Source organism: Niallia sp. WK069_GA_01 (assembly GCF_983173855.1).
Map to the genome: position 1 here is coordinate 364,921 of NZ_OZ470138.1, position 21,088 is coordinate 386,008.

Genomic DNA, 21,088 nt, shown 5'->3' on the forward strand with positions numbered 1-21,088 from the left:
TTATATTTTTCTCCTCCTTACACGTATAATAGAATAAAAGGGATGCGTGCCAGCATAGGAGGAGAGAAAAATGAAGCTAGAAGAATTGATTAATAGATATTATAGTCAATTACATGAAAATGATTTTCATATTTTAAAATATATTTTAAATAATAGAAGCACTTGCTATAAATTAAATATTAATGATTTAGCTAAAAAATGCAATGTCTCCAGATCTTCTGTACTTCGTCTTGCACAAAAGCTGGATTTTAGCGGGTACAGTGAATTTCGTATATTTTTAAAATGGGAAGATGAAGGGGAAGAAGAGGAAAGTACCAACTATATTGGTACATTAACTGCAGATATTGAAGCAACGCTAAAGCATTTGCAGGCAAAAAACTTTGGCGATATTTGCAAGTTAATGGATCAATCACAACGAATTTTTGTGTATGGAACGGGATCTGCACAGTTAAATGCGGCTCATGAATTACAGCGTGCGTTTATTGCTCAACATCGCTATATTACTATTATTCATGATCAAACAAAATTTGATGTGATTTTGCATGATTTAACGACAGAAGATCTAATGATTATCATTTCCTTGTCAGGAGATACACCGACCCTCATTCCTAAAGTGCAGAAGCTAGTAGCAAAGGGTATACCATTTTTATCCATTACAAATATGAAAAATAACACACTAGCACAAATGACACAACATAATTTATATGCAACTACCACATCCGTGCCAACGAGCAGCGGGATAGATTATACCTCTTTAGCTTCTTTTTTTATAGTTGGGGAAGTACTAGCCGGCCAATTTATAGAATATCTGGAAAATAAAAATAGGCAATAAAGGGTGTAGTTATTTTGAGAAGCATATTGTTAAGAAAACAGGTAGCTGGAAATAGATTATCGATTCCAAATACGCAACTATTGCGATTATCCATGTATTTGTTGTATATGATCCCCCTATTATTTGCTAGTTATGTCTATTTAGAAACTACAAGCAAAGGGCAATCTTTTTTTACTTTAATAGAACAAGATCCACTTATTACCATCTTATTTATTATCGCAATGACCCACCCCTTTTGCGGGTTAGTTCTTCATTTCCTAATAAAAGGACAAAAAAATAACAAGCATGCTGAATTTAATGGTAACGCTTTATTTATTGTAGCAGCTGCAGAACTTATTATGGGAAACATCATTGTATTTTTTATGCTCTTACTTTTTCTATTTACAAATAAACAGAAGCTAACATGGAGACAAAAAAATGGGTTAAAAGAAACGATGCTAGCATCTACTATTTTAGGATTTTCTATTATTTACTTATCTTTATTTGTGAAAATCTTGCATTAATTAACTAGACGGGAAAGGAGAAGAAAGAAATGTTAAAAAATCTATTTCGAAAAAAACCAATACAGGAAGCACAAGAAGTGTTATATGCACCCTTAAGCGGAAAGGTGATTCCTATAGAAGAAGTGCCGGACCCTGTTTTCGCTAATAAAATGATGGGAGAAGGTTTAGCGATAATCCCAACAGAAGGAAATATAGCAGCTCCAATAGATGGAGAAGTGGTTCAAATATTTCACACAAAGCATGCAATAGGCTTACAATCGAAAAAGGGACTAGAAATCTTAATCCATATAGGGTTAGAAACAGTTAATTTAAAGGGAGAAGGCTTTACTATTCATGTAAAAGAGGGAGATAAAGTTTCAAAAGGAGACCTCTTAGTAACCTTTGATATTGATTTCTTAAAGCAAAGCGGGAAAGATATTGTTACACCGATGATTATTACAAACAGCGAAGACAAATTATCCTCCTTAGAAGTAAACCTAATCGATAATCCTATCGAACAGAATGCGTCGCTTGCAATCGCTAAATTAAAAGATTAAAGAAATAAAAAAAGGCAGCCAATTAGCATATGGCTGCCTTTTTAGTTCCATAAATAGGTACATACTTCAACTGCCAACATCCATACTAATAAAGATTCACACAAAAGAAGCAGCTTTCTTAAGTTTATTTTTGTAAGCGAATAAGGAGCAGCCTGCGGACTCATTAAGAGTGCTCAGGGTAGTCTAAATCAATTTTTAGCTTATTTCCTTTGTTTAGTGATTCTGATACAACAATAAATATCATCTACAACAAGGACAAGCATATACTGGCCGAGTTGATCAAAATCGTTAATCCTATACTGCCGAAGACTTATTGCCCCAATAATTAACACTTTTTTCTCTAATTTTATTATCCCCTTTACAAAAAATCTCCATATAGTATAACAAAGGCCAATCATTTTCTAGACAGATAAAGATTAGGAAGCACACCGCTCTTCCTTCCTGTTGTTTATTCATTATTTTTTCCAAAAATAAGGGGGGATTTTGACAGTAGAATCATAAGGATGTACCATTTTCGCTAAGAATACTTATAAAACGAAAACATATAAATAAAAAAATAAACGTTTTTAAGAAGCTCGGAATGGAGGGCTGCTATGTATAAATTAGAAGTGAAAAATAATAGTAAAATTTTTAAAAAAGAAGGCAAAGAATTTTTTGCGTTAAAAGATACAAGTATGCAAATAGAAGAGGGGAAATTTATTAGTATCATTGGTCCGAGCGGCTGTGGGAAATCCACCTTATTTAATATCATTGCAGGTCTTATTACACCAACAACAGGAAGTGTACTGTTAGATGGAAAAGATATCGTCGGGAAAAACGGATATGTTGGTTATATGCTCCAAAAGGATTTGCTTTTACCATGGAGAACGATTCTTCATAATGTCTTATTAGGGCTTGAAGTAAAAGGAATTCCTAAAAAGGAAGGAATAGCTAAAGCAATGCCACTTTTGGAGAGATATGGATTAGGCGGATTTGAAAATCATTATCCAGATGAATTATCTGGAGGCATGAGACAAAGAGCAGCCCTTTTACGCACCCTATTATATGATAAAGATATTATTTTGCTTGATGAACCGTTTGGAGCATTAGATGCCCAAACAAGATTAGTAATGCAGCAATGGCTTTTACAAATATGGGGAGACTTTAAAAAAACAGTTCTTTTTATTACACATGATATAGACGAAGCTATTTTTTTATCAGATGAAATATATGTACTCACACCAAGACCAGGGAGTATTAAAGAAATAATCACAATCCCTTTAGCGCGTCCAAGAAATGAGCAGACGTTATTAAATTCAGATTTTGTGGATTTGAAGAAGTATATTTTACATTTGTTAAAAGACTAATAGAGGTTGTTCTAATAGAAATTAAAGGAATCTTAGTTTAAAAAGAGAAGGTGAGTAATCGGTGACAACGACACAAAAAAATGACCTTCCATATATTGAAGATGAAGAAGCAAAAGCAAAAAAACGAAAACGAATGACGGTTTATGGGCAGTGGATTATTGGTATTTTATTTGTCGTTTTGTGGGAACTGTTAACAAAATGGCATATAATTGATGCTTATTATTGGAGTAGTCCTACAACGATATGGAAAACTGCTTCTGTTGCTTTTACGGAGGGAACATTGCTGGATGATCTTTTATACACATCAGGTGCTACCGTTTTAGGGTTTCTATTAGGAACATTTTTTGGAGCATTAATCGGATTATCTTTTTGGTGGTCCTATTATTATTCGAGAATTTCTGAACCCTATTTAATCGCATTTAATGCGGTGCCAAAGCTCGCTTTAGCCCCTGTCCTTGTTATCCTGTTTGGTATCGGATTCAGTTCAAAAGTTGTATTGGCATTTATGATGACGGTTATTGTTACGGCACTTGCAGCATATAGTGGAGTAAAAAGCGTAGATGCAGATTTAGAGAAGCTTTTATACTCATTAGGCGCAAAAAAAATCCATGTCTTCACAAAAGTAGTGATTCCTACAAGCATGCCTTGGATTGTAAGCAGCTTAAAGATTAACATCGCTTTAGCATTAGCAGGTACAATAGTAGGCGAGTTTATTAGCTCCAGGCAAGGAATTGGAAGAATGATTTTATATGCAGGACAAATTATGAATATTAACCTTGTCTGGGTAGGCGTCGTCGTTTTGTCCATTCTTTCTATCTTCATGTATATTGCAACAGTTTGGATTGAAAAGCTGCTTCTAAAAGGAAGGCATGGAAATTAAAAACGGTTAATAAAAGAAAGGCTTGCAAAAACGATACCTGAAAAAATCTCATCCCTCATCCTAACCAAACATCGAATAAACACTACTAAAGCCGCTATTTACCTTCTATTATTCTAACTTCTTAATAAATATAACAATACCTTTCTTTTCTTATATAAAGATAAAGGGGGATTTACATTGAAAAAATGCAAGCTCTTATTTATTGCTTGTCTTGGTTTTATGCTATTGCTGGCAGGCTGCACCTCGGATAAAAAAGGTTCCGAAAATGGAAAAAGCAATGGTCTGAAAAAAATCGTCATTGCTGAACCGGTTCATTTGATTGGCTACTTGCCAATATATGTGGCGATAGAGGAAGGGTATTTTAAAGAAGAAGGATTAGATGTAGAAATGATAACCGCAACAGGAGGAGCCCACGTAACATCTGTTGTCAGCGGTGATGCCTGGGGAAATATAGGCGGACCGGAGTCGAATCAGATGGCGAATACAGGAAATTCGGATCCCATTACATCTGTTGTTAATGTAGTAAATCGAGCCAATGTATACTTAATGGGCAATACAGATGTAAAAATTGACAGCTCAAATAAAGAAGAGTTGGCAAAATACTTAAAAGGCAAAACCATTGCAGCAGGTCGTTTTGGCGGCAGCCCGAATTTACTGACAAGATGGCTGTTAATGGACTTAGGATTAAATCCAGATAAAGATGTACAATTAGAGGAACCAGCTGATGCTGGTGCCGTTGTTTCCTTAGTAGAATCCGGAAAAGCGGATATTGCCAATGGAGCAGAACCTCAAATAACAGAAGGCATCAAAAAGGGAGTATGGAAAGAGCCATTTTATAGTTTTACTAGCTTAGGAGACTATCCATATTCTGTTGTGAGCGTAAAAAAATCCACGATTGAGAAAGATCCAGAAACAGTAGAAAGCTTTGTAAAGGCAGTATTAAAAGGCTTAAAGGCAGTCGATGAAAATCCTGAACTAGCAATGAAAGTATTAAAGAAGGAATTTCCTTCGACACCAGATGATAGCTTAAAAGCATCATTGGATCGAGCTTACGCAGATAGCTTATGGAGCAAAGATGGTTTTATATCAGAAGAGTCTGTTGCAAAACCAATGGAAGTAGTCCAAAAAACGGGTGTTTATAAAGCAGGATATGATTATGATAAATTAATTGATATGAAATTTGTCGAAAAATTATCAAAATGATCGCCATATATGCTCTTTTCAGCACGTGAAATATAAGTTAAGATGAACATCATAAGCAAAGTATTGACTACTAGGGGTGCCAGTGGATGGCTGAGAGAAAAACATACCGTTTTTAAACCCTAATGACCTGATCTGGATTATGCCAGCGTAGGGAAGTAGTGGATTATTCTCTATTTCTTGTTGACTAAAAGCCAGATCGTTTTTTGATCTGGCTTTTTTGGTATTATTTTACGGTTTATACAGTCAATATTCTAAAAGTGTGCCTTCTTTTTATCGGTCACTTTTCGCTTAAATCATGGTAAGCGGAGGAGAGAAAATGAAAAAAACACATCAACTTGTTTTAATGGCTTTATTTACAGCAATTGGTACATTTGGTTCGACTATTCTTTGGTTTCCAGCAGGAATTGCAAAAGCCTATCCAGTCCAGCATGCATTAAATGTAATTGCTGCTGTATTATTAGGACCAATCCCAGCAGTTATTATTGCATTTATGACTTCTTTATTAAGAAATTTTGCTGGTACAGGATCTCTGTTGGCCTTTCCCGGGAGTATGATTGGTGCTTTGCTCGCAGGATATCTATATCAGAAAACAGCAAAATCGTATCTCGCCTCGTTAGGTGAGTTTATTGGGACAGGCATCATAGCATCGCTCGTTGCGGTGCCATATGCAAGCATCGTGATGGGAACAAAATATGGTGCCTTTTTCTTTCTTCCTTCCTTTGGAATAAGTAGTTTAGTTGGGTCTATACTTGGTTTGCTGGTAGTCAACCGATTGGTAAAAATGAAAAGTACTATATTAGTAAAATGAAAGGGAAGGACTTTTCCAAGAAATTAAATTTTGGGAAGGTCCTTTTTAAAATGATGCTTTACTGATTTACATTTCTTTTATTAAAAAAATGTTTCACTTTAAAAATAATACTGATCATCAAGTATATTATTCCATTAGTTACAATAACTAAACCCAAAAATGCAGCTGCAATTCCTCCTCCTTCACCAGTACCACCAGTACTATGGTCAATTTTCACAAAAAAATACCCTGTTATAAAAGCTAAAACTGGTCCTAGAATCGAGATGCTTAAACCGGATATCCAAAGAGGCAATTTCCTTTTCTTGTACAAATTAATAGCAATGATATTTAAAATTATCAGAATGGAAAATAAAACAATCCAAAGTAACCCATCCCCGCTCATATAAAACCTCCTATATATTATATATTTGTATAAATATATAATATATAGGAAAAATTTTCAAGTTATTAAAAATCCTTTCGATTACTTGCCTATTATTATAGAAGCTATATCCTTTATAAACAGAATAGATAAAAAGGGTGAATTTCTAAAAATGGAAGAAGAAATAAAGATTGAAAAAAACAAACTTAGCACCATGAACGATGAGAATAGGTGGTTTGATTCAGTTCGTTGTTATGTTGAATCAGGGAGCAGTCAGAATACACGAAGACTCCCGTGGGAATGTGAGAAAGACGAGGCCCCGCAGTGAAGCGAGAAGGCTCAAGCGTAGCCCACAGGAAAGCGAAGTGTATTCCACCTGCGGAACCTTTTTTTCAGGGTAGCTAAAATAAAATAACAAAGCCACTTTCCTTTTATTAATTATGTATTGTTGAACAGCAAGAAAACGAGATAAAATAGAAGAAGCAAAGATTTAAAACGCTCTGAAACCTATCAACAATGAAAACTAATATAGAAAAGGAAGGAGCCGATTAATGTCTAATGAGCCATTGAATCCGTTCCGACGGGAAATATACGATTCCCTTGAAAGCTTTGTCGATCATGTAAGTGAATTTCTTGGATGCCCTATCACGCTAGAAGATACGCATCACCGTGTTTTAGTCTACAGTAGCCATGGCGAAGAAACAGATATAGTCCGTATTTCCACCATTATCAGCCGAAGAGTTCCAGAAAAAGTGATTAATCGACTTTGGAAGGATGGCGTTATTCCCCAATTGCTAAAAAGCAAAAGACCGATTCGAATACAAGAGAAAAAAGAAATTGGGTTAGGCAACCGGGTGGCTGTTTCGATTTGGAGAGGCGATGAAGTCATTGGTTATATTTGGGCTGTTGAAATAAACAATCATTTAACAGAAGCGCAAATGAAGCAATTAGAATATGCAGCGGCTGCTGGAAAACATTTATTATCAAGATTTGGAAAAAACAAAGGACCTTCTAGTCTGGATAATCAGGAGTTTTTTTGGAGATTGCTGACAGGCCATGTAACAGAGCAAGAAGCAGAAATAAAATTAAATGAAATTGGAATGCCGTTAATTTCTCATTTTACCATCATGGTATTTCGGTTTGAAAGCATGATAAGCAAAGAAATGGAAAGACATATTCTTTATTTATTAAAGATTGCTGAAGAAGTGAAAATCCCATTGTCGACGATTGACGATAATGAATTAATTGTAATGGTGAGCCCAAAGGAAGTGCGGAAAAATTTATCTGCAACATACAAAAAATTTATTCAGAGCTTTCCGGTCCATCTAAAAGACAAGTTTGATATTTTACATGTGAGGGGCGGATTTGGTGGAATCTACAAAGACTTTGATCATGTTATAAAAAGTTACAAAGAAGCAAAAACAGTGTTAGATGTGCAAGAGAAATTCCCAGCAGAAGCTGCTGCTTTTCTTCATTATCAAGATTTAGGCATCTATCAATTTTTAGATATATTATTAGAAAAAAGAATACAAGATGGTTTTGAAAATATCGCCGTTCAAAAATTAACAGACTATGATAAAGATCATAATACGGAATTATTAATAACATTAGAGGCATATTTAGATGAAAGTGAAAGCATGCAAAAAACAGCGTCAAGACTGCATATTCACACGAATACATTAACTTATCGGCTAAAAAGAATTGCAGAAATTATGGACGTTAATTTATCCATTCCTACTCAAAAATTTATGTTGTATTTAGATTTAAAGCTTATGCATTGGCGTAAAAAATAAGTTTTGTGAAAATTCACAAAAGCCCTGTGATACTTTTATTGTTTTCAACAATGATTATTTTTTTCACTCGTCTTATGATAATAATAAGAAATCTAACATTTGACGTGATAAAACTTAACAGGAGGAATGAAAAATGATCATTGGTATCCCAACAGAAATCAAAAATAATGAAAACAGGGTTGCGATTACTCCTTCAGGCGTGTCTTTTTTGAAAAAAGGTGGACATGAGGTATTAGTAGAAAATAATGCTGGCATCGGAAGTGGGTTTACAAACGAAGAATATGCTGGGGCTGGTGCGAAAATTATTAGCACAGCAGCAGAAGTTTGGAATTCCTCTGACATGATTATTAAAGTAAAAGAGCCTTTAGCATCTGAATATGGCTTTTTCCGTAAAGGGCTTATCCTATTTACGTATTTACACTTGGCAGCAGAAAAAGAACTTGCAGCAGCTCTTACTGAAAAAGGTGTAACGGGAATTGCGTATGAAACGATCGAAGTAAATGGAAAATTACCACTTTTAACACCGATGAGTGAAGTAGCAGGGAGAATGTCAGTACAAATTGGTGCGCAATTTTTAGAACAGCCCCATGGCGGAAAAGGTATTCTTCTTGCAGGAGTTCCGGGAGTGAAAAGAGGGAATGTGACGGTAATTGGCGGCGGAATCGTTGGCACAAACGCAGCGAAAATTGCGATTGGTCTTGGTGCGAATGTCACTTTATTAGACTTAAATCCAGAAAGATTAAGAGAATTGGATAATCAATTTGGTGCAAGCCTTAATACGGTTATCTCCAACCCGGCAAATATTGAAGAAGCGGTAGTGGAATCAGATTTAGTAATCGGAGCTGTATTAATCCCAGGAGCAAAAGCACCTAAATTAGTAACAGAAGAAATGGTGAAGAAAATGTCTCCAGGTTCTGTGATAGTGGATGTGGCGATAGATCAAGGCGGTATTTTTGAAACAGTTGATCATATTACAACACATGACAATCCAACTTATGAAAAACACGGCGTGGTGCATTATGCAGTGGCAAATATGCCTGGAGCTGTGCCTAGAACATCTACGATTGCCTTAACAAATGTAACAATTCCGTATGCTTTGCAAATTGCTAATCAAGGAGCAGTTGCAGCTATTGAAAACAATTATGCGATTAAACAAGGTGTTAATACGTTTGATGGCAAGATAACGTATGCACCAGTCGCGAAAGATCTTGGTTATGAGTATGCTCCAGTCCAAGAATTAATAAACGGTTTATCTACTACTTCTGTTTAAGACATATAGTGCGTGTTCAAAAAGCTGGCTTCTTCTCCACTAATTTGGAGGGAAGTCAGCTTTTTTTGGATGCAATCATTATAACTAAAACAAAGTGATTTGAAATGAATAATCTATTATTTTCCAAATATGAAACTTTATCGAACAAAAAACGTATATAAAGTAGACAAGCAGCTAGTAGTGAATATCATAAAGAAAAAAATGGATTTTTTTAATTAAAGAAAGGAGCAGGAAATGTCTCAATATGCGTTAGAAGTAAAAGGATTAACCAAAAAAATTAGAAGTAAAACGATTGTAAATTCTGTCAGTTTTTCTGTGGAAAAGGGAGAAATATTTGGACTTTTAGGACCAAATGGAGCAGGGAAAACGACCATCATTCGTATGATCGTAAGCTTAATCAATCGAACAAATGGAGAAGTTGTTATTAATGGAAATTCATTAGACAACTCGTTTGCTAATGCAATGAGCAGCATTGGGGCTATTGTTGAAAATCCCGAATTTTACAAGTATATGAGTGGATATAAAAATTTAAAGCATTATGCAAGAATGGCGAAAACAGAAATAACAGAAGAGCGTATTCGGGAAGTAGCTCGGCTGGTAGGACTGGAGGATGCCATGCATCAGAAAGTTAAAACGTATTCGCTGGGGATGCGTCAGCGTTTAGGCGTTGCCCAAGCATTACTACATAATCCAGCCATCTTGATTTTAGATGAGCCAACAAATGGGCTGGATCCACAAGGGATTAAAGAATTCCGCAATTACCTTCATGAATTGGCGGCACAAGGTATATCTGTGCTGGTATCCTCCCATCTATTAGCTGAAATGCAGCTTATGTGTCACCGATTTGCGATTATTGAAAAGGGTGAATTAATTCATATTTCCACAATGGATGAGACGGTAAAAGAAGAAGAAAAGGATAATAGAGAGGTTGTTTTTGAGGTGGATCACCCTGAAAAAGTCCTTGATCTTTTAAAGAATAGCAAGATTAATTTCGAATTGGTAACACAGCGTAAAACGGAATTAACACTTAAATTAACGAAAGCATCTGTTCCGTCTGTTAATAAGCTGTTAGTAGAAAATGAAATTTCGGTATATGGCATCTATGTTAGAAAATTAACCCTTGAAGACAGATTTTTAGAAATAACAAGTCAAAAAGGAGCGAAAGAAACATTATGATTGGTTTGATACAAAATGAACTTATTAAAACATTTGAAAAGAAAATGAGTTGGGTATTTGCTGTTATGCTTGTTGTTGCTTTAATAGGAGGGGCGTTTCTTTATCAAAAAACAACAGAACAACAAAAAGATGGAACGGACACATGGCAGGAGTCCGTACAATTGGAAATAAAGGATCTTCAGGATCAACAAAAAACGGCTTCAGATGAGGAAAAAGGATATATAGGTGATCAAATTAACCAAAAACAGTGGTACATAAATGAAAATGTTAATCCGTACCCTACAAATTGGTCGTTTATGAATGAATTGGTTGCATTTTTAAAAGCATTGATTACTCTTTTTGTGGTAATTGTTTGTGCAGGCAATATTTCTTCTGAGTTTTCGGATGGAACGATTAAACAGTTGCTGATTAGACCACATCGCCGTTGGGCTATTTTAGTGTCTAAATATATTGCTATGCTTATTTATGCCCTGTTTTTAATTATCGTGTTAATTGTATTTGGTTATCTTATATCATTGTTGTTTTTTGGAGGCGGCAATTATTCGGATAATATTAATGTTGGAATGATGGCTGTGAGTGGAGGAGATCACTTTTTCAGAATGATGTTCTATTATCTTCCTGGTTTATTGATGATTATTACGATAGCGTTTATGCTCTCAACCTTATTTAAGAACCAAGCCATTGCAGTTGGAGTAGGTATTTTTGTATTATTTTTCTCTTCTACTATGGGAAGCTATATTTTATTTTTAGCGGAAAAGTATGCTTGGACAAAAGTATTGATTTTCCCTCACTTAGATCAAACTATATTTGTTGTGCAAGATAAGATACTAGGGAATATTACAATGCCGATGTCTTTAGGGATATTGAGTGGTTATTATATCATTTTTATGATTATTACCTTTGTGTTTTTCCAAAAACGGGATATAAGTATTTAACGAATAGAAAAGAAGCTGGAACATAAGTATTCCAGCCGAAGATAAACCCGAACCATGATACGAAGGTGAAAAAATATTTCGTATCATGGTTTGGGTTTTTTATTCGTGTAAAAAAGAAGGTTTTTGGTAATCACCCGCACCCTGCATACACTTCGCTTTCCGTAGGGCTCGGCTTTAGCCGCTTCGGCCCTTGGCCTGCCGGGTCTTAGCTGTCTCGCTAATCCCACAGGAGTCTACGTGTATTCAGGCTGCTCCATTTTCCAATCCGTTTCCTTTTTTTGGCAAAACAATTAGTTATTAGATTGCTTTCCACTATAGGTTGCTTCGCTTTCCACAGGGTGGGAGCTGAGCCTGGCGTTGCTTTGCGGGGTCTCAGCCTTGCCACATTTCCCACAGGAGTCTTCGCACCCTCCGTTACAAGCAACCTTTTTTAAAATAAGTTCTTGTCTTCGAATTTCATTACAAGGTATTATTGCTAAACAATGAAGCGATGATTTTTTTTAGAAGATAAGAAAGGATAAAATTTTTGAACGTAGATGAGTGTCTAACAAGCCATGTGAACATCTTCTTCGGGGCTTTGCAAGGCATTTGCGCTTGTCTTATTCAACGCTGTTCTACCAAAATGTGCACTTTTAGTCTATTTTTATAAGGTGGGTGTTTGTACCAGTTCAACGACAGCAACTAATGGATTAAACGGCTTGATTGAAGTGGAAGGTGCGAGACTCCTGTGGGATTAGCGGGTTAGATGAGACCCCGCAGGCGCTTGCGCCGAGTTATAATGAACGAAACTAGCCCCATACTCGTAATTTCGTAGGTTAATTTGGCAATAATGTTTATGAACTAAAAACAAAAAAACCAAATCAGTGCTACATTACGGAAGGAGCTAGTTCTATTATGAAGGATACCACAAAATTTGTAGGTTTAGACGTATCAAAAGAAAAAATTGCCGTTGCTATTGCAGAAGAAGGTAGAGAAGAACCAAGATATTATGGAATGATTGTTCATACACCTGAAGCGATTAAAAAGTTAATGAAAAAACTAGGAGAGCCAAGTACTTTAAGAGTTTGTTATGAAGCGGGTCCAACGGGATATCCATTATATCGATTACTAACTGCTTTAGGTATTCATTGTGAAGTGATTGCTCCATCTTTAATACCACAAAGACCGGGAGAACGTATTAAAACAGACCGTAGAGACTCTATTCGTCTTGCCCAGTTATATCGTGCAGGAGAATTAACTTCTGTTTATGTTCCGACTCCAGAAGATGAAGCACTTCGAGATCTAGTGCGAGCACGAGAAGATGCGAAAGAAGACGAGCTGAGAACCAAGCATCGTTTAAGTAAGTTTTTATTACGGAATAATATTTATCCACCTGTTGGAGTGAATAAATGGACAAGAAAATATCGAGATTGGCTAGATACGTTAAAGTTTTCCAATTCCAATTTACAATTAGTTTTTCAAGAATATTATCATCAATTAAAGGAGTTGGAACAGCGGGTAAAAAGATTCGAAGAGGAAATGCAAATACAGGCATTGGAAGGAGTTCATGCCCCTATTATTCAAACTTTACAAGGACTAAGAGGCGTTGCACTGGTTACAGCGACAAGTCTTGCGGCGGAAATTGGATCGTTTAAACGTTTCCCAAATCCTAAGCAAATGATGGCTTATGTAGGATTGATTCCAAGTGAATTCTCAAGTGGAGAAAGACGTCGACAAGGAGCTATTACCAAATCAGGAAATCGTCACGTTCGCCGATTGTTAATCGAGTCGGCTTGGAGTTATCTTCGTCAGCCGGCCGTAAAAGGAAATTTAAAAAAACGACTAGAACCTTTATCACCGTCTATTCAAGCAATATCCTGGAAAGCGCAAAATCGTCTGCATAAAAAATATTATCGATTAGTATCTAGAGGAAAAGAAAGTAATAAAGCAATTGTTGCCGTTGCTAGAGAATTAGCTGGCTTTATCTGGGCTATTACGCAAGAAGTAGAAGAAATTCCAAAACATTAATGTTACCAAACGAAAGAAAGTAGAGGAAGAGAAAGAAAAATAGATACATGAGAATAGGGCTCGAAGGCAAAGAGAAATACCGGAAAGGATAACCCACGTGCCTCCTCTGTGCTATATCATTCGTTGATTAACGCACGTCCCGAGTTAGTGGAAAGACCTTTATACGGAAAGATAAAATGTGAAAACCCACGAATATCAGAATGCTAACCGCAGGATGAAATTTTTGCCTTCGTGCCGTGTCCTTACTATCTATTCTAATCAATCAGAAAGGAGGAAGTATAAGTATATCACGATTTCTTCTTTAGCTTAAAAAAGTATCTCCTATCTTAGAATGGCAGTCAAGGAAAGCACTTGACAGCCATTCTAAGATAGGAAGTTCGGTTGGTAAGCTAAAAAAGGAAACTTGTAGCCACTAAGGCTCATCGATACACGAACAGTCAAGAAGCCTAAAATCGCTTCTCTTCTTAAAGTTACCCAAAAATAACCTATCTAGTAGTGGAGAGTGGGAGACTTGACAGTTTCGTTCATATCAGGAGGCTCATCGCACGCCCCACGGAAAGCGAGCATCCTGAAACGAGAATCTTGCCCCTATTTATAAGGGATAATGGTTGCAAAAAACATTATAACCAGTATGGGGAAGTAACCATTTACGTGCTAAATTAGAGAATGTTCGTCTTTACCTATTATCTATTTCGTTATGTCTCAGCCTCTTTTTTTTAGTTAATTCTTAGTCACTAAGCCTTTATTGTCATGGAGCAGTGTGGTGATTTGTATCAAAAAAATATAATTAAATGAAAGATAATTTAAAAAATTTCGTCATTTGCTTGATGTTATGAGTAGATTGCATTAAAATAACGTTAGATTTCCTAACAATCAAAGGGAAGAATTTAAAAGAAAGTTAAAGTATTGGAAATGAGAGATGTTTAAATAGAGTTAGCATATTTGTGGTTATATAAAAAAGGGGGATATTGAAATATATTAGGAGTTTTATAGTGGAAGAAAAAAAGAAAGCAGAGGAAAAAAAGTTTTATAAAACAAAAAGTCAAACCGCCACAACAGCTAATTAGATAATGTTAGCAAATTATGGGGTTAGACTATTATAAAAAAATGTTTATTTTATAGTTAGATAAATGATTAAAAAACGATAACAATTTAGCTGTTTTGAATAATTCGAAGTATATCGTGTGCATGATCCCCTGCTACAGCTGCAAAGTTTTCCCAAATTTCATCACGCAGAAGATCTAGTTCCACAATTTTTTTTGCTAAATCAATTGCTTCCTTGTTAATCATTTTAATTAATGCTCCTCTCCATTTTTAAAAAGTAAATGTATAAGTATCTAAAATTCTGTTGGCAGATATATTATGCATTTTATAAGAAAAAAAGAAAAAAAACATCTATATTGTCAGGTATTCTTACCTATTTTTTTGATATACTGTTAGATAATCTGACATAATAGGTCTTGTTTTTCGTTAATAGTATTATAATTGCAAATAATGAGATAAATAACTACTTCATGAGGTGGGAAGATAAAATGGATCAAGAACCATCCTATAAAAAAAGGAAAGTTATTACGATTGGTGTTGTCAGTGAGTTAACGGGATTAACAGAAAGACAAATAAGGTATTACGAACAGCGAAAATTAATTTTTCCGGAAAGACCGGAAAGAGGAAATCGGAAATATTCTTTTTCTGATGTGGAGCGATTAATTGAAATTGCTAACAAACGAGAAGAGGGTGTTCGTACACATGAAATTAGGCAGGAAATTATTAAAAAAAATAGAGAAGAAGAAGAGCGTAAAGTAAAAAAACAAATGCTGCGTGGTCAAATAAATGCACGATTCGGCATTCAAAAAGATTGAAAAAGATAAAAAAACTTCTTATATATTCAAGTCCTTTTAAATGAGCAAAGGGCTTTTTTTGCTGTTTCCGCTAGAAAATCATAGAACTACTGTTTATCCAAAATAATCTTCTGTTGATGGGACAAGTGAATATCCATTAAAATGAACCTTTAACAATAGACTTATCGAAGACTTGTCATATATGATGAAAAAAGTGCTGGCGTATTTTTTGAAAACATGTTAAATACTATATGGAAACTAAAAATACTCGCTTAGTGAAACTTTTTGCAAAGAGATTCTGCAGAAGGTGACTTAGTGTTCCGTGTCTACTAGACAGAAGGTTTTGGAAAACTGCATGATTTAATTGGAGAGAGTGTATATGGAGTATATATCTAAAGAAAAAACATATGAAATTATTGAGGTATGTTTGCTTGCCGGAAGAATTATGCTGAAGAATGGGGCAGAAACATATCGTGTGGAAGATACAATGACAAGGATAGCAAATGCATATGGAGTGGAATATTCTGATAGCTTTGTAACTCCAACTGGTATTATTTTTTCGTTGGAGGGATCGGAACCGACGAAAACAAAACTGGTACGCATTATCGATCGAACGACTAATTTGGAGAAAGTTGTAAAAGTAAATGATGTTTCCAGAAAAATCAGCGCTGGCGGACTTTCGATTGAGCAAGCCTATAACTTATTATCTGAAATAGAGAAAGAGAAAAAAACATACAGCGATTGGTCCCAAGTTCTTGCTGCAGCATTAGCAAGCGGTTGTTTTCTTATTATGTTTCAAGGTATTTGGAGTGATTTTCTTCCTGCCTTTATCGCTGGCGGAGCAGGCTGTTTCTGTTCTATTTATTTCCATCGGATTGTTCATATTAAGTTTTTTGCTGAATTTTTAGCAGCTTTTCTTGTAGGACTAATTGCATTTGCAGCAGTCTATCTTGGCTTTGGTAAAGAAGTGGATAAAATTATTATTGGTTCTGTTATGCCGCTAGTTCCTGGATTATTGATTACAAATGCTGTTCGAGATTTAATGGCAGGGCATTTAGTATCTGGAATCTCCAAAGGGGCAGAGGCTTTTTTAACTGCATTTGCAATTGGTTCAGGAATTGCAGTTTTATTTGTATTACTATAAGTGCGTGTCCTTTTTATTGGACTTTTGAACAACCTCTATAAGGAGTTAACCATCATGATTACTTTTTTAGAACAAGGACTTACAAGCTTTGTTGCTTCTTATGCATTTGCAATGATTTTTCATACGCCACGAAAACTGCTGCTGCAATGCGGATTTGTCGGAATGTGCGGCTGGCTGGCGTATTGGTTCACCGTTTATATCGAGATGGATATGGTTCCAGCAACTATTATTGGCGCCTTTTTAGTAGCGATAATCAGTCATTTTTTTGCTAAAAAGTATAAAACGCCTGTTATCATTTTTAGTGTTGCGGGTATTATTCCTCTTGTTCCAGGAGGTATGGCATTCGATGCTATGCGCCATTTTGTGGAGAATAACTATAGCTATGCAGTAAGTCTGGCAGCAAAGGCATTTCTAATATCTGGTTCGATTGCCATGGGATTAATGTTTTCAGAAGTTATTAACCAGTTAATTTATAAAGTAAATAATACAAAGAAAAGCAAGGGATAAGTAGAATGGTCTACAATCCTTGCTTTTTTCTTTTTTATTGAAGGTTGGCGGGGTTGGCTCTTTCAATGGGGCCGCAGTCAGCATACACTTCGCTTTCCAAGGGGCGAGCGGTGAGCCTCCTCGGAAACTCCTGCGGGGTCTCACCTGTCTCGCAATTCCCATAGGAGTCTTCGTGTATTCTGACTGCTCCCTGCTTATAATACTTAAGAGAATTGCTTCTTTTCATTTCATATGCCATGTTGTGAATTTTGTTTTCCTTTTATTGGTTATTTCTATGTATTGATGACAACTTTACAGCCTTTTAATAGAAGATGAATAGCCTTTCATCTTGGACATCTCTGTAAATAAGTTTTGTTCTATCGTCATTTTTACCGGACTTTTTGAACAACCTCTTCTAAGGTCTTTTTTCTTTTCTAAAGGAATTCGTTTTGCACTATTGTTTTCAAAAAAAGAATAAAATAGGCTTTTTCCTGAAAATCTAAACAAATGGTATCACAAATTTATGACAAAGAGGGAAGGCGTAAGATGAAGACATATGATTGTATTATAGTAGGCGGAGGTATAGCTGGTTTGCAGGCAGCTATTCAATTGGGACGGTATCAGCATAAAGTGCTGGTTATTGATTCAAATGATGGGAGGTCTACACTTTGCAGAAGCTATCATAATATATTAGGTTATCCGAACGGCATAAGCGGAGAAGAGCTGCGGGCAATAGGCAGAGAGCAGGCAAGTCGTTTAGGTGTTTCTTTTATACAAGAGAAGGTAATAAAGGTGGAGAAAACAGATGCTTTCTTTATAGTGACAATAGAGACACATAAACAATTTATGGCAGAAAAATTATTGTTGGCAACTGGCATTATGGATACAATTCCTCCTTTTCCTGCCTTGTTTCCATGCTTAGGAATAAGTGTCTATGTATGTCCTGATTGTGATGGATATGAAGTAAAGGGCAAAAGAACAGTAGTAATTGGAAATGGCGATGTTGGCGCCAATATGGCTTTAACATTGACTTATTGGACAAAAGAAATTGTTTACATTAATCATGGAGGAGACCAAGTAGACAAGGAGATAGAACAAAAGCTAAAGGAAAAACAGATTCCACATTTAAAGAAGCGAATAATAAAAGTAAATGCAGAGGAAGCCAAATTAAAAAGCTATGTTTTAGAAGAAGAGTTGGAAGTAAAGGCAGAACATAGCTTTATTGCGTTTGGTAAAAATAAGGTGAAGTCAGATTTGGCAAAACAGTTGGGTGTCGAGCTTTTAGACAATCAGCATATTGTAGTAAATAGCCGCACAAAAGAGACCAATATTAAAAATATATGGGCAGCTGGAGATGTTGCGGCACACTCTGAACAAGTGACAATTGCGATGGGAGAAGGATCACAGGCAGCTATTTGGATACATAAATCTTTGCTGGATAATTAATTAACAAAGAGCTCGGTAGACGCGATATCCAATAATATTGCCATAAACATATAGTATATGAGAATGCTCCATTAGTTTATTTTCCATATCAGCATTTCCAGGAACAGTTAGGTCTAAGCCCTCTTCTTCTACTTCGGACGAGGATAACAGATGAGAGAATACGGAGTGTGCAACTTTTACTTCAACCGATCTAAAACCAGCTTCTTTGATATGGTTTTTCCACTCTTGTTCTGTCAAAACTTTTTCAATGCCATAAACGGAGCACATATTGTGTTGTTCATGAGAAGTTAACTGTCTTTCTGAAGTCATTTCCAACGCAAGCAGAACTCCATTGGGTTTGAGGACACGCTTTAACTCTTTTAATGACTGATTCCAATTAGTAAAGATCAAAACAGATTCGACAAGAATAATATCAAAGCTAGAGTTTGGAAAAGGCAGTTTTTCTAAACTTCCTTGAAATAGATTGATGGAGAGCTTTTCTTTCTGAAAACGATTCATTGCTCTATTTACCATGGTTGGATGATAATCAATACTTGTTACATGGCAAGGATAATTTTTTTTAATATAAGCAGATGTTTGCCCTGTTCCGCACCCGGCGTCAAGAAGTTCTGTGGAGGAGGTTATCTGTTCTTGCTCCAATAATAATTTTGTTAAAGATAATCCTCCTGGGTGCGCTCCATTTACCCCGTAATAAGCAAGAGCATCTTGATAGGTTGGTTTCACACTAGTTCCTCCTTTAAAACAGCTTTTAAATACTATATGGAGGTTTTAGCCTTTGGTTCCAATTGGATGGGCTGCACATAATCCCTGGCTGCCATTATTACCATATCAGCAGGGGAAAATGGAAGAACATAGAAGCCTATTTTTTCTTTTGTTATAATAAGAAGAGATAGAAAAACAGAGTTAATGAAAGGGAGAGGGGACCAAAATGGCGCAATCAAAAACAAATGCGATGCGTATTTTAGATAGTCATCAGATACCTTATGAAGTGCATACATATAACAACAAAGATGGGAAAATAGATGGAATAACGGTTGCAAATAAAATTAATAAAGATGTACTTATGGTATACAAAACCTTAGTTGTACAAGGAAGCAGCCATGCTATCTATGTATGTGTCATTCCAGTTGCAGAAGAGCTCGATTTTAAAAAGGTGGCAAAAGTGGTAAAGGAAAAGAAAATAGAAATGGTCGCTGTAAAAGATATTCAAAAACTAACTGGTTATATTCGAGGTGGATGTTCTCCCTTAGGAATGAAAAAGAACTATCAAACTCTTATCGATGAAAGTGCAGAAAAGCTTTCTTCCATCATAGTCAGCGCTGGTAAAATTGGCATGCAAATAGAGTTAGGAGTTATGTATTTAAAAGAAACGATAGATGCGCAATTAGCAACTATTATTCATTAGCAAAGAAAGGAGAGTTCTTCCTTTCGCTGCTAATAGAGGGTGTTCAGAAAGTCCAAGATGATAATTAACATGCACTTCCATTCTACTGATCGTTATCCTCAAGAAAAATGCTTCGGAAAAATCTTTCACGTCTTCCCCTTTTGGGCATACGATAATTCAAGATAAATGCCTATATAGGAGTGATGTGAATATGTATCCTGAATATCCTTATTATGGACAAAAAAAAGAAACGAAAAATGTACCCATTGCCTTCCCGCCACAGCATCAGGACCGAATGCCTGGATTTGAATATTTAATGAATCCAAGACCTATCTCCGAAAATCCGAATTATAAAAGCGGCAATAAATTAAAGGGAAAAGTAGCGATTATTACTGGAGGAGACAGCGGCATCGGCAGGGCTGTTGCGTATGCCTATGTGAAAGAAGGCGCAAAAGTAGTGATTGTCTACTTAAACGAACACAAGGATGCAAAAGAAACAGAACAGCGGATTAAGCAATTAGGGGGAGAATGTTTGCTAATAGCGGCAGACTTAACAGTAGAAGAAAACTCCTCTTTAGTAGCTCAAAAAGCAATCCAGCAATTTGGAAAGATTGATATTTTAGTCAATAATCATGCTGTACAATATGTGCAAAAAAGTATACTTGATATTACAAAAGAACAGCTGGAGCATACATTTAAAACAAATATTTTTTCGTTCTTTTATTTAATTAAAGCCGTATTGCCCTATTTAAAAGAGGGAAGTTCAATTATTAATACAGCGTCTATTACAGCTTATAGTGGATTCAAAGAATTATTGGATTATTCATCAACAAAAGGGGCAATCGTAGCGTTAACAAGATCGTTGTCTTTGTCCTTAGTAGATAAGAAAATTAGAGTAAATGCAGTATCGCCAGGTTCCTTTTGGACACCATTAATTCCTGCTAGTTTCTCAGAGAAAAAAGTAATGAAGTTTGGAACAGATTCACCTGCAAAAAGAGCAGGGCAGCCATTTGAATTGGCCCCAGCTTATGTCTATCTAGCATCAGACGATTCCGGTTATACAACAGGAGAAGTGATTCATGTTAATGGAGGACAAATGGTTACTACTTGATAAGAAGTGGGTTAGGCTTTCAAGAAGTG

21 protein-coding genes and 1 riboswitch are annotated in these 21,088 nt (G+C 35.8%); of the genes, 18 read left to right on the top strand and 3 right to left on the bottom strand.

Going from position 1 to position 21,088, the window contains the following annotated elements; translation table 11 throughout:
* Positions 1–70 precede the first annotated feature (70 nt).
* The 7 genes from AC5LWL_RS01745 (at position 71) to thiW (ending at position 6,108) form a co-directional block, all read left to right on the top strand.
* Positions 71–832 carry a MurR/RpiR family transcriptional regulator gene (locus tag AC5LWL_RS01745; RefSeq protein WP_493432737.1) on the top strand — a complete coding sequence of 254 codons (762 nt, stop codon included), beginning with the start codon at positions 71–73 and terminating at the stop codon, positions 830–832.
* Positions 833–846: 14 nt separating this feature from the next.
* On the top strand, positions 847–1,335 hold the full coding sequence (locus AC5LWL_RS01750; protein WP_493432738.1) for a hypothetical protein: 489 nt from the start codon (positions 847–849) through the stop codon (positions 1,333–1,335).
* Between the two features lie 29 nt (positions 1,336–1,364).
* The gene (locus AC5LWL_RS01755) at positions 1,365–1,871 is read left to right on the top strand and encodes a PTS sugar transporter subunit IIA (RefSeq protein ID WP_493432739.1); all 507 of its coding nucleotides are present in this window, start codon (positions 1,365–1,367) and stop codon (positions 1,869–1,871) included.
* Positions 1,872–2,464: 593 nt separating this feature from the next.
* Positions 2,465–3,217, top strand: coding sequence for an ABC transporter ATP-binding protein (locus tag AC5LWL_RS01760; RefSeq protein WP_493432740.1), 753 nt, complete (start codon positions 2,465–2,467; stop codon positions 3,215–3,217).
* A gap of 61 nt (positions 3,218–3,278) precedes the next feature.
* Positions 3,279–4,097: an ABC transporter permease gene (locus AC5LWL_RS01765; RefSeq protein ID WP_493432741.1), complete on the top strand. Its 819-nt coding sequence runs from the start codon at positions 3,279–3,281 to the stop codon at positions 4,095–4,097.
* Between the two features lie 177 nt (positions 4,098–4,274).
* Positions 4,275–5,300, top strand: coding sequence for an ABC transporter substrate-binding protein (locus AC5LWL_RS01770; RefSeq protein ID WP_493432742.1), 1,026 nt, complete (start codon positions 4,275–4,277; stop codon positions 5,298–5,300).
* A 62-nt stretch (positions 5,301–5,362) separates the two neighbouring features.
* A riboswitch (TPP riboswitch) is annotated at positions 5,363–5,471 on the top strand.
* 145 nt (positions 5,472–5,616) lie between these two features.
* Entirely contained in the window at positions 5,617–6,108 is a 492-nt protein-coding gene (thiW, locus tag AC5LWL_RS01775; protein ID WP_493432743.1) for an energy coupling factor transporter S component ThiW, read from the top strand.
* A gap of 58 nt (positions 6,109–6,166) precedes the next feature.
* Here thiW and AC5LWL_RS01780 read toward each other — a convergent pair whose 3' ends face one another.
* Positions 6,167–6,490, bottom strand: a complete 324-nt coding sequence (locus tag AC5LWL_RS01780) for an ABC transporter permease (protein ID WP_493432744.1) — start codon at positions 6,488–6,490, stop codon at positions 6,167–6,169.
* Positions 6,491–7,020: 530 nt separating this feature from the next.
* Here AC5LWL_RS01780 and AC5LWL_RS01785 point away from each other — a divergent pair.
* The 5 genes from AC5LWL_RS01785 to AC5LWL_RS01805 all read left to right on the top strand — a co-directional run bounded on the left by AC5LWL_RS01785 (position 7,021) and on the right by AC5LWL_RS01805 (position 13,650).
* Positions 7,021–8,262 carry a PucR family transcriptional regulator gene (locus AC5LWL_RS01785; protein ID WP_493432745.1) on the top strand — a complete coding sequence of 414 codons (1,242 nt, stop codon included), beginning with the start codon at positions 7,021–7,023 and terminating at the stop codon, positions 8,260–8,262.
* Between the two features lie 133 nt (positions 8,263–8,395).
* Positions 8,396–9,532 (top strand): alanine dehydrogenase, encoded by a 1,137-nt coding sequence (gene ald, locus AC5LWL_RS01790; RefSeq protein ID WP_493432746.1) that lies wholly within the window; start codon positions 8,396–8,398, stop codon positions 9,530–9,532.
* Between the two features lie 234 nt (positions 9,533–9,766).
* A complete protein-coding gene (locus tag AC5LWL_RS01795) occupies positions 9,767–10,708 on the top strand; it encodes an ABC transporter ATP-binding protein (RefSeq protein ID WP_493432747.1) in 942 nt (313 codons plus the stop codon).
* Positions 10,705–11,643 (top strand): ABC transporter permease, encoded by a 939-nt coding sequence (locus AC5LWL_RS01800; RefSeq protein ID WP_493432748.1) that lies wholly within the window; start codon positions 10,705–10,707, stop codon positions 11,641–11,643. Before AC5LWL_RS01795 ends, AC5LWL_RS01800 begins: the two co-directional genes overlap by 4 nt.
* 894 nt (positions 11,644–12,537) lie before the next feature.
* Positions 12,538–13,650 (top strand): IS110 family RNA-guided transposase, encoded by a 1,113-nt coding sequence (locus tag AC5LWL_RS01805; protein WP_493432749.1) that lies wholly within the window; start codon positions 12,538–12,540, stop codon positions 13,648–13,650.
* A gap of 1,152 nt (positions 13,651–14,802) precedes the next feature.
* Here AC5LWL_RS01805 and AC5LWL_RS01810 read toward each other — a convergent pair.
* Positions 14,803–14,940, bottom strand: coding sequence for a hypothetical protein (locus AC5LWL_RS01810; protein ID WP_445506317.1), 138 nt, complete (start codon positions 14,938–14,940; stop codon positions 14,803–14,805).
* Positions 14,941–15,182: 242 nt separating this feature from the next.
* Between AC5LWL_RS01810 and AC5LWL_RS01815 the strand changes: the two genes are divergently transcribed.
* The 4 genes from AC5LWL_RS01815 to AC5LWL_RS01830 all read left to right on the top strand — a co-directional run bounded on the left by AC5LWL_RS01815 (position 15,183) and on the right by AC5LWL_RS01830 (position 18,564).
* Complete coding sequence (locus AC5LWL_RS01815; RefSeq protein ID WP_493432750.1) at positions 15,183–15,509, top strand: MerR family transcriptional regulator; 327 nt, start codon at positions 15,183–15,185, stop codon at positions 15,507–15,509.
* A gap of 358 nt (positions 15,510–15,867) precedes the next feature.
* Positions 15,868–16,632, top strand: a complete 765-nt coding sequence (locus AC5LWL_RS01820; protein ID WP_493432751.1) for a threonine/serine exporter family protein — start codon at positions 15,868–15,870, stop codon at positions 16,630–16,632.
* A 57-nt stretch (positions 16,633–16,689) separates the two neighbouring features.
* Positions 16,690–17,139, top strand: coding sequence for a threonine/serine exporter family protein (locus AC5LWL_RS01825; protein WP_493436512.1), 450 nt, complete (start codon positions 16,690–16,692; stop codon positions 17,137–17,139).
* A gap of 525 nt (positions 17,140–17,664) precedes the next feature.
* Positions 17,665–18,564, top strand: coding sequence for an NAD(P)/FAD-dependent oxidoreductase (locus tag AC5LWL_RS01830; protein WP_493432752.1), 900 nt, complete (start codon positions 17,665–17,667; stop codon positions 18,562–18,564).
* Here AC5LWL_RS01830 and AC5LWL_RS01835 read toward each other — a convergent pair whose 3' ends face one another.
* The gene (locus tag AC5LWL_RS01835) at positions 18,565–19,287 is read right to left on the bottom strand and encodes a class I SAM-dependent methyltransferase (RefSeq protein WP_493432753.1); all 723 of its coding nucleotides are present in this window, start codon (positions 19,285–19,287) and stop codon (positions 18,565–18,567) included.
* Between the two features lie 205 nt (positions 19,288–19,492).
* Between AC5LWL_RS01835 and ybaK the strand changes: the two genes are divergently transcribed.
* Both ybaK and AC5LWL_RS01845 read left to right on the top strand, forming a co-directional pair.
* A complete protein-coding gene (ybaK, locus tag AC5LWL_RS01840; RefSeq protein ID WP_493432754.1) occupies positions 19,493–19,969 on the top strand; it encodes a Cys-tRNA(Pro) deacylase in 477 nt (158 codons plus the stop codon).
* A gap of 190 nt (positions 19,970–20,159) precedes the next feature.
* The gene (locus AC5LWL_RS01845; protein ID WP_493432755.1) at positions 20,160–21,059 is read left to right on the top strand and encodes an SDR family oxidoreductase; all 900 of its coding nucleotides are present in this window, start codon (positions 20,160–20,162) and stop codon (positions 21,057–21,059) included.
* The last annotated feature ends 29 nt before the right edge of the window (positions 21,060–21,088 follow it).

Coding starts and splice junctions, on each gene's coding strand:
- ald (WP_493432746.1), top strand. CDS start 8,396: ATGATCATTGGTATCCCAACAGAAATCAAAAATAATGAAAACAGGGTT.
- AC5LWL_RS01845 (WP_493432755.1), top strand. CDS start 20,160: ATGTATCCTGAATATCCTTATTATGGACAAAAAAAAGAAACGAAAAAT.
- AC5LWL_RS01830 (WP_493432752.1), top strand. CDS start 17,665: ATGAAGACATATGATTGTATTATAGTAGGCGGAGGTATAGCTGGTTTG.
- AC5LWL_RS01815 (WP_493432750.1), top strand. CDS start 15,183: ATGGATCAAGAACCATCCTATAAAAAAAGGAAAGTTATTACGATTGGT.
- AC5LWL_RS01800 (WP_493432748.1), top strand. CDS start 10,705: ATGATTGGTTTGATACAAAATGAACTTATTAAAACATTTGAAAAGAAA.
- AC5LWL_RS01805 (WP_493432749.1), top strand. CDS start 12,538: ATGAAGGATACCACAAAATTTGTAGGTTTAGACGTATCAAAAGAAAAA.
- AC5LWL_RS01795 (WP_493432747.1), top strand. CDS start 9,767: ATGTCTCAATATGCGTTAGAAGTAAAAGGATTAACCAAAAAAATTAGA.
- AC5LWL_RS01755 (WP_493432739.1), top strand. CDS start 1,365: ATGTTAAAAAATCTATTTCGAAAAAAACCAATACAGGAAGCACAAGAA.
- thiW (WP_493432743.1), top strand. CDS start 5,617: ATGAAAAAAACACATCAACTTGTTTTAATGGCTTTATTTACAGCAATT.
- ybaK (WP_493432754.1), top strand. CDS start 19,493: ATGGCGCAATCAAAAACAAATGCGATGCGTATTTTAGATAGTCATCAG.
- AC5LWL_RS01785 (WP_493432745.1), top strand. CDS start 7,021: ATGTCTAATGAGCCATTGAATCCGTTCCGACGGGAAATATACGATTCC.
- AC5LWL_RS01820 (WP_493432751.1), top strand. CDS start 15,868: ATGGAGTATATATCTAAAGAAAAAACATATGAAATTATTGAGGTATGT.
- AC5LWL_RS01810 (WP_445506317.1), bottom strand. CDS start 14,940: ATGATTAACAAGGAAGCAATTGATTTAGCAAAAAAAATTGTGGAACTA.
- AC5LWL_RS01760 (WP_493432740.1), top strand. CDS start 2,465: ATGTATAAATTAGAAGTGAAAAATAATAGTAAAATTTTTAAAAAAGAA.
- AC5LWL_RS01780 (WP_493432744.1), bottom strand. CDS start 6,490: ATGAGCGGGGATGGGTTACTTTGGATTGTTTTATTTTCCATTCTGATA.
- AC5LWL_RS01745 (WP_493432737.1), top strand. CDS start 71: ATGAAGCTAGAAGAATTGATTAATAGATATTATAGTCAATTACATGAA.